We start from the raw sequence: 13,368 nt of genomic DNA on the forward strand, positions 1-13,368 counted from the left end.
ACCCGGCACGAGCCGCCGGGCATGACAACGAAAAAAAACGGAAGAGGGTGCCATGGGTTTCAAGAAATTCAGCCTGGGCCGGCGCACGCCGGCAGCCGAAGCAGCCAGCGGCCTGGCGGGCGGGCCCGGCATGGCCTATGCCGGCGGCCCGGAATCCGCACCGGCACCCCCATCCGCCGACGGCCTGGGCGCCACGCCAATGGAGCATGTCACGCGCTGGCTTGGGCGCATGCCGTTCTCGTCGCAGCAGCGGCTGCTGACGGTGGGCGTGGTGGTGTCGCTGGTGGCACTGCTTGGCTCGGTGTACCTGGACAACCGCATCGCCAACAACGCCGCCGCGCAGATCGAGATCGCCGGCGACATGCTGATGCACTCGCAGCGCCTGGGCAAGGCGGTGCCGGTGGCGCTGCTAGGCAATGCGCAGGCCTTCACGCAGCTGCGCCAGTCGAAAGACGCGCTGGCAGGCGACCTGAAGGCGCTGCAGGAAGGCAGCGACGAGAAGCGCGTGCGCGCCACCAGCGGCGCGGCCGAACCGCTGCTCGAGACCGCGATGCAATCGTGGAAGCGCTCCGAGAAAAGCGCCGCCGACGTGCTGGCGCAGCAGCCGGTGCTGAACACCATTGGCCAGACGCTGCAGATCTTCAACGCCTCCAACCCTGAGCTGCTGGAATCCGCCGAACAGGTCGCGGCAATCAAGCTGCAGTCCGGCGCCAACGCGCGCGAGGTGGCGGCCTCGGCGCAGCTGGTGATGCTGACGCAGCGCCTGGGCAAGAACCTGAACGAGTTCCTGGCCGGCGAAGGCGTCAACCCCGAAACCGCGTTCCTGCTGGGCAAGGACACCAACACCTTCCGCGAAACGCTGGACGGCCTGCTCAACGGCAGCGAGGCGCTGCGCCTGTCGGCGGCCGCCGACGAAGAAACGCGCGGCTACCTGAAGCAGCTGTCGCAGCGCTTTGAAGCGGTGCAGAAGACCACGCAGACCATCCTGCAGAATCTGCCGGGCCTGATTGCCGCCAAGCGCGCGCAACAGCAGATCTTCAACGACAACGAGGCGCTGCGCGGCGAGCTCTCGGCGCTGCAGCGTGCCTACGCGCAGTCGGCGCGCGTCCGCCCGGTGACGCTGGGCGCGACCGTGGTGTCGGCGGCCATGACGCTGCTGTGCCTGGTGGGCCTGGCGGCCCTGTACCTGCGCGATTCACGCATGCGCGCGCTGGAAGCCGAGGCGCGCGAGCGCGAGGCCGAGTCCCGCCGCCTGGACGAAAAGCGCAACAACGACAACACCCAGAAGGCGATTCTGCAGCTGATGAACGAGCTGCAGGACATCGCCGACGGCGACCTGACGCGCCAGGCCACGGTGACCGAGGACATCACCGGCGCCATTGCCGACTCGGTCAACTACACCGTGGAAGAACTGCGCGAGCTGGTCGGCCGGGTGCAGCAGACCGCCGGCGAGGTGACGCAGGCGTCGGGGCAGGTGCAGTCCACCTCGACCCAGCTGGTGTCAACCACCGAAGAGCAGTCGCGCCAGATCCGGCAGACCGGCGAATCGGTGGTGGACATGGCCGACCGCATCACGCAGGTGTCGCGCGGCGCGGCCGAGTCCGCCAACGTGGCGCGCGCCTCGCTGTCTGCCGCGGAGCAGGGCCAGCAGGCGGTGCAAAACGCCATCGCCGGCATGAACGATATCCGCGAGCAGATCCAGGAAACCTCCAAGCGCATCAAGCGCCTGGGCGAGTCGTCGCAGGAGATCGGTGAAATCGTCGAGCTGATCTCGGACATTACCGAGCAGACCAACGTGCTGGCACTGAACGCCGCCATCCAGGCCGCGTCCGCGGGCGAAGCCGGGCGCGGCTTCTCGGTGGTGGCCGAAGAAGTGCAGCGGCTGGCCGAACGCTCCGGCGAGGCCACCAAGCAGATCGGCGCGCTGATCCGCACCATCCAGACCGATACCCAGGACGCGGTGCACGCCATGGAGCGCAGCACGCAGGGCGTGGTGGAGGGGGCGCGGCTGTCGGACAACGCCGGTGCCGCACTGGTCGAGATTGGGCGCGTGTCGCGCCAGCTGGCCGAGCTGATCGAGCAGATCTCGCAGTCCACCTCACACGAGGCTGACCTGGCCACCACCGTGGCCCGCCATATCGAGCGCATCCTGCAGGTTACCGAGCAGACCACCACCGGCACGCGCCAGACCGCGCAGTCGGTGCGCCAGCTGACGCTGCTGACCGAAGAGCTGCGCAACTCCGTGTCGCGATTCAAGATCGCCTGAGTGGCCGGATGACGCCTGCGACCGCTTCCGCGCACCGCGGCCTTACCGGGCTTAGCGGCCACGCGCTCCATGCCAACTCCGCGCCTGCCGCCTGTTGCGGCAGGTCGCCCGCGGCCGCCTTCCGGGCGCCGCACTGGAAGCCGTCATGTCCCTGAATTTCCCTGTCCCGCGCGATGGCGCCGCAGCCGGCGCACCGGCTGACGCCTGCGCCGTGCCTGAGCCGGCTCCCGCGCCGCCGTCCGCGAGCGCGCCAGCTGTTTCCGATCCAGGCGCCCCCGCGCGCGACCTGTCCGGCCTGGCGTGGCTTGCGCCGAGCCTGCGCAGCGCGCTGGAAGACGCCGCCGCCGAGCTTGGCCACTATGTCGACGAGGTCCGCCAGGCGCCCGAAGCGCTGGGCGCGCGCGATACCACCTCACTGCGGCTGGCCGGCCAGCACCTGCACCAGGCCGCCGGCGCGGTGCATATCGTCGGGCTGCGCGGCACCGACCCGTATTGCCAGGCCCTGCGCCGCCTGCTCGAAGCCATCGACGCCGGCACCGTTGCCGCCGGCCCCGAGGCGCTGGCGGTATTCCGCGCCGGCGTGCAGGCGCTGGCCGAGTATGTCGACGACCTGATGGCCGGCGACGATGAAGCGCCGTTGCGCCTGTTCCAGCCCTATGCGGGCGTGCTGGCGCACCTGGGCGAAGAGCGCGTGCATCCGGCCGACCTGTGGCTCGATGAGCTGCAGATGCTGCCTGGCATGCTGCTGCCGGCGAGAGGTCCGGCGGCGGTCATGCGTGCGCGCCAGCAGTTTGAGTCAGCCTTGCTCAAGGCATTGCGCCTGCCTGCGCCGTGCCCCGACGCGGCGCTGCTGCGCGAAGCCTGGCTGCCGCTGTGCGCGGCGCTGGACGAGGTGCGCGCCAATGAGCAGGAGGCGCGCCGCGCGGCGGATCATCCGGATCGCGGGGTCTGGCATGTGCTGGGGCTGGCGTTCCGCGCACTGGGCCTTGGCCTGTTGCCTTCCGACCTGCTGGCCAAGCGCTTTGCCGGCCGCGCCAACCTGCTGCTGCGCCAGTACCTGCAGGGCCATGTGCGCGTGCCGCAGGCGCTGCTCAACGACGCGGTGTTCCTGCTGGTCTGCACCGGCCTGGCCCGCGACGGGGCCGGTGACGGCGATGGCCTGGCTGCGCCGCGTGCCGTATTGCGTGCCGATATTGCGCGCACGCTCGCGGCGTTCCGCCTCGACCCGGCACACGCGCTTGCCAATGCGGACTTCCGCCAGCGCTATTACGGCTGGCTCGACCCGATCGACACGCGCAACCTGCAGCAGGCCGCCGCCGGGCTGGAGCACGCCGCCGCCGGCGAACCGACCGGCTGGGAAACCGCGCTGGCCGCGCTGGCCGAAGCCGCGCAGCCGCTTGGGCAGCCGGCGCTGCAGCGCTGCCTGGCGCAGGCGGCCATGCACGGCGGGCAGCATCACCGTGGCGAGGCACTCGGCGCCTCCGGCATCGCGTTGTTTCTGGCGCGCGCGCTGGCGTTGCCGTGGCGCGTGCACGGGCAATCCGCCCATCCGGCGGCGGCGCGTTTTGCCGCGCAGTGCGAGGCGCTGGCGACATGCCTGGCCGATCCCGCCGCGAGCGCGCCCGCGTGGCTTGCGGGCATGGTCGACGAGGCGCGCGCCCAGGCGCTGCGCAGCGAGGCCGTGACGCAGCTGCGGGCGCAGCTGGACAGCGGCGAATCGTGGCTGGACAGCTTCGACCGCAACGCGGCCCGCGCCGAAGGCGTCGGCCACCTGCGCGATGCGTGCCAGGCCTTTGCCGCGCTTGGCGCCACGCTGGCGCACTTGCAGTCGTCCGCCGCGCTGCCTGCAGCGCTGGTGGACGATGCCGCGCAGGCCGCCGCCGCGGTGCATTCCGTCAATGCGCGGCTGGCCGATCCGGGCGAACTCGCCGATGCCAGTGCGCGCGCCGCGCTGCTGGGCGAAGTCGCGGCAGAGCTGGGCGCGGTCCATGCCTTTGCGGATGCGCTGGAATTCGGCCGCGTGCGGCGGGCCGATACGCTTGCCGACGCCGGCGAGCCCGATGCGCCGCGCGCCGCGCAGCATCCGCTGGCCGCCGCGCGCGCCGCCGCGGCCGAGGCGATCCAGGCCGGCCCCGTGCCCGATGCGCCGCCCGTGCAGCGCCTGCGTGCCGCGCTGCAGGCGCTGGCCGACCAGGCCACCATCGACGACGATGCCGCGCTGCGCCGCCAGGCCGCCGAAGCCACCATGCAATGCAATGCCTGGCTGGCCGGCAGCGATGATGCCGCAGGCAGGCTGGCACTGGCACTGGCCGAGCCGGCAGGGGCTGCGGCACCCGCGGCCGCGCCGGCCGCAGCGCAAGGCCTGCCGGCTGCCGGTGACAAGGCGGCGCTGGACGCCGAACTGCTCGACATCTTCCTGAACGAAGCCGACGAGGTGCTGAGTGGCATCGCAGGCGACCTCGGCTCGGGCGTAGAGGCGCTGCACGATGCCGATACGCTCAGCCGCGTGCGGCGCGCCTTCCATACGCTCAAGGGCTCCAGCCGCATGGTCGGCCTGCATCGCTATGGCGAAGCGGCCTGGGCGGTCGAGCAGGTCATGAACCTATGGATTGCCGAGGCGCGCGAGCCGGTGCCGGCGCTGCTGTCGCTGCTGCGCCGCGCGCATGCCGAGCTGTCGGCGTGGGTCGCACAGCTGCATCGCGATGCGGCGACCTGGCACGACATCGCGCCGCTGGTGGCAGCCGCCGAGGCGGTGCGCGACCCGGCCGCCGCGCAGGCCGCGGACGAACTGCCAGTGTTGCCCGGAGCGGCTGCTGAAGCGCTGCCCGAGCCGGCCGCCGAGACTGCCGATCACACCGGCGCCGATGCCGTCGGGCACGGCGAAGACAATGTGATCCCGTTCCGCCTGTCCGGCGGCCTGTCGGACGAGGACGACCACTACAAGGTCATCGGACCGGTGCGCATCGGCCTGGCGCTCTACAACGTCTACCTGCAGGAGGCCGACGACCTGCTGCGCCAGTTCGCCACCGATATCTCCGAATGGCGGCATGAAGGCCATCCGTGCCCGAGCGAACTGGGGCTGCGCGTCGCCCACACGCTGCAGGGCAGTGCGTCCACCGTCGGACTGGAACCCGTGCGTGAGATCGCCGAGGCGCTGGAGGCCCTGCTGCTGCAGCTGGGCTCGCACCCGGTGGCGATGCACCCGGGCGATTTCCGCCTGCTGGAGCAGGCGGTCGAGCGCCTGCGTGGCATGCTGCACCAGTTTGCCGCGGGCGTCTGGCCGGATGCCGATGCCGGCCTGCGCCGCAGCCTGGTTGAGTTTGGCGAGCGCGCGCTGCTGCGTCCGCGCGTGGCGGTGCCCGCGCCGCAGGCGCCGGCCGAGCCGGATGGCTCGGTGGCGCAGCTGCTGGGCCAGTTGTCGCCGGCGCAGGAAGACCAGCCGGAGCCGCCGGCATTGCCCGGGCCGGAGGCCGCACAGCCACTGGCCACGCCGCATGACGCGGTCGTTATCGCGCTGCCGACCCCGCACCGGGCGCCCCTTGCGCCGGTATCGGACGAGGGCGGCGCGCCGGATCCGGCGCTGGTCCAGATCTTCCTGGAAGAGGCACAAGGCACGCTGCCCGAGCTGGGCAAGCTGCTGCGCGGCTGGGAAGCCGCGCCGGAAGACTCGCGCCACGGCGGCCTGGTGCTGCGCGCGCTGCATACGCTCAAGGGCAGTGCGCGCATGGCAGGTGCCATGGCACTGGGCCAGGCCGCGCATGAAATGGAGACGCTGCTCGACGCCAGCCTGCGCGGGCAGGGACAGCAGGCCGTCGGGCCGAAGCTGTTCGAGCGGCTCTACGCTTGGTACGACCGCATCCTGGCGCATGTCGAGGCGCTGCCGTCCGGCCGCCTGCTGCCCGCGGACGACCCGGACGTGGTCAACGGCCTGGCCGAGGTGCCGGAGGACGCGCAGGCCGATGCGCCGCTGCCGCAGGCAGATGCCGTGGTCGAGGCGGTGCCCGCCGCCAGCCTGCCCGCCATGCCGGGGCCGGCAGACGTGATGGTGGCGATGCCGCCGGCCGTGCCTGCCGAGCCGCAACGCGCGCTGGTGCGTGTGCAGGCGCGCGCGCTCGACACGCTGATCAATGAAGCCGGCGAGGTCGGCGCCACGCGCGCACGCCTGGACAGCGAACTGGAGGCGATGCGCGCCTACCTGGGCGAACTGAACGACAACGTCGCGCGCCTGCGCGGGCAGTTGCGCGAAATCGAGATCCAGGCGGAATCGCAGATGGCATCGCGCATTGCCGACGCGCAGCACAAGCAGGAATTCGATCCGCTCGAGTTCGACCGCTTCACGCGCTTCCAGGAGCTGACGCGGATGATGGCTGAGTCGGTCAACGACGTGGCCACCGTCGAGCAGAACCTGCAGCGCGGCTTTGACCGCGCCGCCGGCGACTTGGCCGCGCAGGCGCGCCTGACGCGCGGCATGCAGCGCGGGCTGATGCAGGCGCGCATGGTGCAGTTCGACGCGCTGGCCGAGCGCCTCTATCGCGTGGCACGCCAGGCCGCGGCCGAGACCGGCAAGGAAGTGCGCCTGTTGATCAAGGGCGGCACCGTGGAAATCGACCGCTCGGTGCTGGACCGCATGGCCGGCCCGATCGAGCACCTGATCCGCAATGCGGTGGTGCACGGCATCGAAGCCGCCGCGCCGCGCCGCGCCGCGGGCAAGGCCGCCACCGGCGCGCTGACGCTGGAGGTGCAGCAGGAAGGCAACGAGGTGGTGCTGCATTTCGTCGATGACGGCGGCGGGCTGGACCTGGCGCGCATCCGCGCGCGCGCGGTCGAGCGCTGCCTGCTGGCGCCGGACGACGACGCCAGCGAAGCGCGCCTGACCGAGCTGATCTTTGCGCCGGGCTTCTCCACTGCCGACGCGGTGTCGGAGCTGGCCGGCCGCGGCGTGGGCATGGACGTGGTGCGCGCCGAGACCGTGGCGCTGGGCGGACGCATCACGCTGGAGTCGAAGCCGGGGCAGGGCACCACCTTCACCGTACACCTGCCGCTGACCACGGCAATCACGCAGGTGCTGGTGATCTCGCTGGGCGCACGGCGCTATGCCGTGCCCAGTGGCATGATCGACCAGGTCCAGCAGCTGCGCGCCCCGGCGCTGCTGGATGCCTACAACCAGGGCCGCCTCACTGTGGCTGGCGCCGAGGTGCCGTTCTTCTACTTCGGCGCGCTGCTGGAGGAAGGCAACGCGGTCGCGGCCGGGCGCAAGTATTCGCCGGTGGTGTTGGTGCGCAGCGGCGCCGAGCGCGTGGCGGTGCATGTGGACGATGTGGTCGGCAACCGCGAAGTGGTGGTCAAGCACATCGGCCCGCACCTGGCGCGGCTGGAAGGCATTGCCGGCGCGACCACGCTGGGCGATGGCGAGATCGTGCTGATCTACAACCCGGTGGTGCTGGCGCAGCGCTTGGTGCGCGAACGCGGCCAGCTGGTGCCGCAGGCCTTGCCGCAGACGCCGGCGCTACCTGCCGTGCAGGCGCAGATGGGCGCGGTCGCGGAACTGGCGAGCGACGGCACCACCGAGCCGGTGCGTGGCCTGGCCGTGCAGCCGACCGTGATGGTGGTGGATGACTCGCTGACCGTGCGCAAGGCCACCCAGCGCCTGCTGGGCCGCGCCGGATACCAGGTGGTGCTGGCGCGCGACGGTGTGGATGCGCTCAAGCAACTGCAGGATGTCATGCCGGACGCCATGCTGGTCGACATCGAGATGCCGCACATGGACGGCTTCGACCTGACGCGCAACGTGCGCTCCGACGCGCGCACCGCGCATATGCCGCTGGTGATGATCACCTCGCGCACGGCCGACAAGCACCGCCGCTATGCCGAGGAGATCGGCGTCAACGTGTACCTGGGCAAGCCGTACAACGAGGATGAACTGCTGGGCACGCTGCATCGGTTGCTGGGTGAGCGGGCGGCCGGTACGGCAGGGTCGGTGGCGCAGATGCTGGGGGACGGCCAGGCGGGCTGACGGTTTGCTCCCCTTTACCGCTTGCGGGAGAGGGAGCATGCAGTTGGCATGCAAAGGGCAGCGGCGCGCTCAAGGGTCTGCCATGCAAAAGGCTCGACATCGCAAGATGCCGAGCCTTTTTTCCCTCCACCGGCGCCGTCCCGGCTGATTACCAGCGCATCTGCGCGTTCTTGCCGCCGGTGCTGACCGTCGCGGTCTTGGTCCGGCCCTGGTAAGTCGCCCGCACGTTGTACGTGCCCGACGGCGCCTTCAGCAAGCAGCGCGGACCGTCGGCGATAAAGCTGGCGACCTCCTTGCCGCCGCGCATCAGCTTGACGTCCACGTCGGACAGGTACTCGCCGCGCGCGCCCTGCGTGAACAGCAGGCTCATGTTGTACTTGCGCGCCTGCGATTGCAGCGCGACCTGCTCGTCTTCGGCGACACCGCCACAGATATAGGCGACCGAGCCGGCCGTACGCTGGACCATGGCTTCACGCGGCGGCGGCGGGGGCGGCGTGGTCAGCGGCGGGCGTGGCTGCGCGGGCGCTGCCATCGGCGGTGGCGCCGGCGCAGTTGGTGGCGTGCCGGTGGGTGCGGGTGCCGGGGATGCCATCGGCGGCGGTGCTGCCGTGGCAGGGGCCGCTATGCCCGGTGCGGGCTGTGTGGCAGGGGGCATGGTGTCGGCCGGCGGCGCGGCCGGCATCGTGGCACCCGGGGTCGGGGCCATGGTGCTGCCCGGGGCAACTGGCGCCAGGGCGGCAGGTGCAGGGTTGGTGTCTACCACCGGCGCCTGCGCATGGCTGGCAGCCGGCACCAGGGCCAGCAGCGCGACCACGCCGGCGCTGAGCGCGATCACCAGGCGCTTGACGCGCGAGCGGCGTGCCAGGCGCGCTTCGACAATTTCCAGCGAACGGGTAGGGGCAAACGGGAGCAGTTGCGGCATCGTGGCCTCCTTGGGCGAGCTTCGGAATCAGATGCCCCGGAGGACCCCGTGGGATCACTTCGGGTCTCTCTTTTCTATCCTAGGGCTCAAGGGTGGGCGACAGTGCCGGGGTTGGTCCTACATCCGCGTCAGCCGACGGCGCATTGTGGCCCGCAGGCGGCGTGCGAGCGACTTCGCAGGTACCGGAAGAAAAACGGCCCTTCCCGCAGGGGAAGGGCCGTTGACGGCGCGTGATCCTGGCGGGCGGGTTATTTCTGGCTCACCAGCCGCTTGGGCACCGACAGCGTCAGCGCCGCGCCCACCACCAGGCACGCGGCCAGCAGGTACATGCCCGAATCGGTGCTGTGGGTCAGGTCCTTGAGCCAGCCCACCGCATAGGGGCTGAGGAAACCAGCAAGGTTGCCCAGCGAGTTGATCAGCGCGATGCCCGCGGCCGCGCCAGTGCCGGCCAGAAAGGAAGTCGGCAGGCTCCAGAACAGCGGCAGCGTGGTCAGGATGCCGATGGTGGCCAGCGTCAGCGCCACCATTGCCAGCGTGGTGTCGCTATGCCATTGCACCGACAGCAGCAGGCCCAGCGAACCGGCCAGCGCGGGCAGCGCGATATGCCAGCGGCGCTCGCCGCTGCGGTCTGCGCTGTAGGCCACCAGCACCATGCCGACCACCGCGCAGCCATAGGGGATGGCGGTCAGCAGGCCGATATCGAGCGCGCCCTTGACGCCGGTCTGCTTGATGATGGTCGGCAGCCAGAAGCTGACGCCGTACAGGCCCATCACGAAGCAGAAGTAGATCGCGCTCATCAGCCAGACGCGCGGGCTGGACATCACGGTGCGGATCGGCGGGTCTTCCTTGTGCGCATCCTCGCTGGCGATATTGCGCTCCAGCAGCGCCTTCTCTTCCGGCGACAGCCACTTGGCGTGGGCGATGCGGTCGTCCAGGTAGGCCAGCACCCACAGGCCCACCAGGATCGACGGAATGCCCTCGAGCAGGAACATCCATTGCCAGCCGGACCAGCCGTTGTGGCCGTGGAAGGACTGCATGATCCAGCCTGACAGCGGCCCGCCGATTACGCCTGCCAGCGCGACCGCGGTCATGAAGTAGGTGGTGGTGCGCCCGCGCCGGTTGGCCGGGTACCAGTAGGTCAGGTACAGGATGATGCCGGGGAAGAAGCCTGCCTCGGCAATGCCCAGCAGGAAGCGCAGCACGTAGAACATGGTCGGCGTGGTGACGAACATCATCGCCGCCGAGATCGCGCCCCAGGTGATCATGATGCGCGCGATCCAGATGCGCGCGCCCACCTTGTGCAGGATCACGTTGCTGGGCACTTCGAACAGGAAGTAGCCGATAAAGAAGATGCCGGCGCCCAAGCCATAGATGGTCTCGCTGAACTGCAGGTCGTTGAGCATCTGCAGCTTGGCAAAGCCCACGTTGACGCGGTCCAGGTAGGCCACCACGTAGCACATCAAGAGGAAGGGCACCAGGCGCCAGCTGACCTTGCGGTAGGTGGCGTCTTCAAAGGCGGCGTCGCTGACGCCGGGGCTCACTGCGGTCGTTGTCATGCTGTCTCCTGAGGATATGGCGCTTCTGTGTGACGCGTTTTACAGCTACGGTACGACCGGCTCAGACGCAGCGGCCGCCGTCCACTTCGATGCAGGTGCCGGTGATAAAGGCCGCTTCGTCCGAGGCCAGGTACAGGCAGGCGTTGGCCACGTCCTGCGGGGTCGACATGCGGCCCATCGGGATGGTGGCAAGGAACTTGGCGCGGTTCTCGGGCGTATCGGGCATGCCCATGAATTCTTCGAGCAGTGCGGTGGCGCCGATCACCGGGTTGACGCAGTTGACGCGGATATTGTCCTTGCCGAGTTCCGCGGCCATGGCCTTGCTGGCGGTGATCACCGCGCCCTTGCTGCCGTTGTACCAGACCAGGCCTGGGCGCGGCCGGATGCCGGCGGTGGAGGCGATATTGACGAACACGCCGCCGCCGCGCTGGCGGAAGTGCGGGATAAAGGCGCGCGCCGACCAGTAGATGCTCTTGAGGTTGACGGCGTAGACGCGGTCGAACTCCTCCTCGGTGACTTCGAGGATGGGCTTGTTGCGATGGGTCGTGCCGGCGTTGTTGACCACGATATGCACGTCGCCGAAGGTGGCCAGCGCGGCTTCGCGCATGGCTTCGGTGTCGGCTTCGCGCGAGACGTCGGCGCGCACCGCGCGGGCCCGGCCGCCGGCGTCGCGGATCGCGGCGGCGACGCGTTCGGCGGCTTCCTCGCGCAGGTCGGCGACCACCACGTTGGCGCCTTCGCGCGCGAAGGTGTGGGCAATGCCTTCGCCGAACCCGGAACCGCCGCCGGTGACGATCGCTACCTTGTTGGCCAGTCTCATGGCTTGTCTCCTGGTGTTGTGGTTATGTTCTGGTGATCAGTGCTGCGAGGGGTCTCAATGCCTAATGCGAGAACGGCCCCTGGCCGCGCAGTGCATTGGCAACCATCATCAGTGCCAGCAGGAAGGGCAGTGCCACATACAGGCACCAGTGCACGCGGTCGCCGACGACGTCGCCCCACTTGCGCTTGAAGACCTGCAGCCGCGGCATGCCGGAAGGATTGGTGGCGCGCTTGTTCCGCACATGCCACGCCATCCAGAAGAAGAAGATGGCAAAGGCGACGGACAGGAAATTGATGTTACCCATGTTGGATGGCGATGGTTTTCAGGGTGGTGAATCCGTACAGGGCCTCGAAGCCCTTCTCGCGGCCGTAGCCGGACTGGCCGGTGCCGCCGAAGGGCAGCTCCACGCCGCCGCCGGCACCGTAGTTGTTGATAAAGACCTGGCCCGCGCGCAACTTGTGCGCCAGGCGCAGCTGGCGCCCGCCGTCGCGCGTCCAGACCCCGGCCACGAGCCCGTAGGGCGTGCCGTTGGCCAGTGCGATGGCTTCGGCCTCGGTGTCGAACGGCATGGCGGCCAGCAGCGGGCCGAACACTTCTTCCTGCGCCAGCCGGTGCGCCGGCGGCACGTCGCGGAACAGCATCGGCACCTGGTAGTAGCCGGCCTCCGGCGCCTCGGCCACGATCTGGCCCTGAGCCATCACCGACACGCCGGCGTGCTGCGCATCGGAAACGAAATCCCACACGCGCTGCTGCTGCTTGCGGCTGATCAGCGGGCCGCATTCCAGGTCCAGCTCTGACGGGCCCACGCGCAGCGACTCGAACACCGACGCCAGTCGGTCGAGCAGTGCGTCATAGACTGGCCGCTCCACCAGCAGGCGGCTGCCGGCCGAGCAGGTCTGGCCGGCATTCTGCACGATGCCGTTGACTACCACCGGCACCAGCGTATCCAGGTCGGCATCGGCAAAGACGAGCTGCGGCGACTTGCCGCCCAGCTCCAGCGTGACCGGCACGTGGTTCTCGGCGGCCAGCTGGGCCACCTGCTTGCCGGTCTGGGGCGAGCCGGTGAACGAGATATGGTTGATGCCCGGGTGGCGCGCCAGCGCGGCGCCGGCTTCATGGCCGTAGCCGGTGATGATATTGAGCGCACCTTCGGGCAGACCGGCCTCGGCGGCGATCTCGGCCACGCGCAGCAGCGACAGGCAGGCGTCCTCGGCCGGCTTGACCACGCAGGCGTTGCCGGTGGCCAGCGCCGCGCCCACGCTGCGCCCGAAGATCTGCAGCGGGTAGTTCCAAGGGATGATGTGGCCGGTCACACCGTGCGGCTCGCGCACGGTCAGCACGGTGTAGCCGGGGTTGTAGGGGATGGTCTGGCCGTGCAGCTTGTCGACCGCGCCGGCGTAGAACTCGAAATAGCGGGCCACGGCGCGGGCATCGGCGCGCGCCTGGCGCAGCGGCTTGCCGGTGTCGCGGGCCTCGAGCGCGGCCAGCTCGTCCTCGTGGGCGATCAGCGCCACGGCGACGCGGTTGAGCAGGCGCACCCGCTCGGCTGGCGCCATCTGGCCCCAGGCGCCTTCGGCGGCCTGGCGGGCCGCATGGACGGCGACGTTGATATCGGTGGCGTTGCCGCGTGCGATCTCGGCGAACGGCTCGCCGTTGGACGGATCGAAGACCTTGATGCGCAGGCCGTTGTCGGGCGCGATCAGGCGGTTGGCGACGAAGTGCTGGGCGTGCATGGGTGGCTCCGGGGCAGCAGGTGCAACAGGGGGGGCAGCACGGCGGCTGCACTATTCA

7 protein-coding genes are annotated in these 13,368 nt (G+C 70.1%); 2 read left to right on the top strand and 5 right to left on the bottom strand.

Features of this window, described 5'->3' with window-relative positions; all coding sequences use genetic code 11:
- Positions 1-52: 52 nt before the first annotated feature.
- Both CNE_RS03630 and CNE_RS03635 read left to right on the top strand, forming a co-directional pair.
- On the top strand, positions 53-2,266 hold the full coding sequence (locus tag CNE_RS03630) for a methyl-accepting chemotaxis protein (protein WP_013955792.1): 2,214 nt from the start codon (positions 53-55) through the stop codon (positions 2,264-2,266).
- A 145-nt stretch (positions 2,267-2,411) separates the two neighbouring features.
- On the top strand, positions 2,412-8,279 hold the full coding sequence (locus tag CNE_RS03635; RefSeq protein WP_013955793.1) for a hybrid sensor histidine kinase/response regulator: 5,868 nt from the start codon (positions 2,412-2,414) through the stop codon (positions 8,277-8,279).
- Positions 8,280-8,427: 148 nt separating this feature from the next.
- On the opposite strand, the gene CNE_RS42845 is transcribed toward CNE_RS03635, so the two are convergent.
- From CNE_RS42845 to CNE_RS03660, 5 genes are all read right to left on the bottom strand, one after another.
- Positions 8,428-8,871, bottom strand: a complete 444-nt coding sequence (locus tag CNE_RS42845) for a hypothetical protein (protein WP_404997191.1) — start codon at positions 8,869-8,871, stop codon at positions 8,428-8,430.
- Between the two features lie 578 nt (positions 8,872-9,449).
- Positions 9,450-10,757 carry an MFS transporter gene (locus tag CNE_RS03645; protein WP_013955795.1) on the bottom strand — a complete coding sequence of 436 codons (1,308 nt, stop codon included), beginning with the start codon at positions 10,755-10,757 and terminating at the stop codon, positions 9,450-9,452.
- Between the two features lie 61 nt (positions 10,758-10,818).
- Positions 10,819-11,577 (bottom strand): SDR family oxidoreductase, encoded by a 759-nt coding sequence (locus tag CNE_RS03650; protein ID WP_013955796.1) that lies wholly within the window; start codon positions 11,575-11,577, stop codon positions 10,819-10,821.
- Between the two features lie 61 nt (positions 11,578-11,638).
- Positions 11,639-11,881, bottom strand: coding sequence for a hypothetical protein (locus CNE_RS03655; RefSeq protein ID WP_013955797.1), 243 nt, complete (start codon positions 11,879-11,881; stop codon positions 11,639-11,641).
- On the bottom strand, positions 11,874-13,310 hold the full coding sequence (locus CNE_RS03660; RefSeq protein WP_013955798.1) for an aldehyde dehydrogenase family protein: 1,437 nt from the start codon (positions 13,308-13,310) through the stop codon (positions 11,874-11,876). The genes CNE_RS03655 and CNE_RS03660 overlap by 8 nt, the downstream gene beginning before the upstream one ends.
- Positions 13,311-13,368 lie beyond the last annotated feature (58 nt).

This window comes from Cupriavidus necator N-1 (genome assembly GCF_000219215.1).
In the GTDB taxonomy this organism is placed as follows: domain Bacteria; phylum Pseudomonadota; class Gammaproteobacteria; order Burkholderiales; family Burkholderiaceae; genus Cupriavidus; species Cupriavidus necator.

Coding starts and splice junctions, on each gene's coding strand:
- CNE_RS03630 (WP_013955792.1), top strand. CDS start 53: ATGGGTTTCAAGAAATTCAGCCTGGGCCGGCGCACGCCGGCAGCCGAA.
- CNE_RS03635 (WP_013955793.1), top strand. CDS start 2,412: ATGTCCCTGAATTTCCCTGTCCCGCGCGATGGCGCCGCAGCCGGCGCA.
- CNE_RS42845 (WP_404997191.1), bottom strand. CDS start 8,871: ATGGCATCCCCGGCACCCGCACCCACCGGCACGCCACCAACTGCGCCG.
- CNE_RS03645 (WP_013955795.1), bottom strand. CDS start 10,757: ATGACAACGACCGCAGTGAGCCCCGGCGTCAGCGACGCCGCCTTTGAA.
- CNE_RS03650 (WP_013955796.1), bottom strand. CDS start 11,577: ATGAGACTGGCCAACAAGGTAGCGATCGTCACCGGCGGCGGTTCCGGG.
- CNE_RS03655 (WP_013955797.1), bottom strand. CDS start 11,881: ATGGGTAACATCAATTTCCTGTCCGTCGCCTTTGCCATCTTCTTCTTC.
- CNE_RS03660 (WP_013955798.1), bottom strand. CDS start 13,310: ATGCACGCCCAGCACTTCGTCGCCAACCGCCTGATCGCGCCCGACAAC.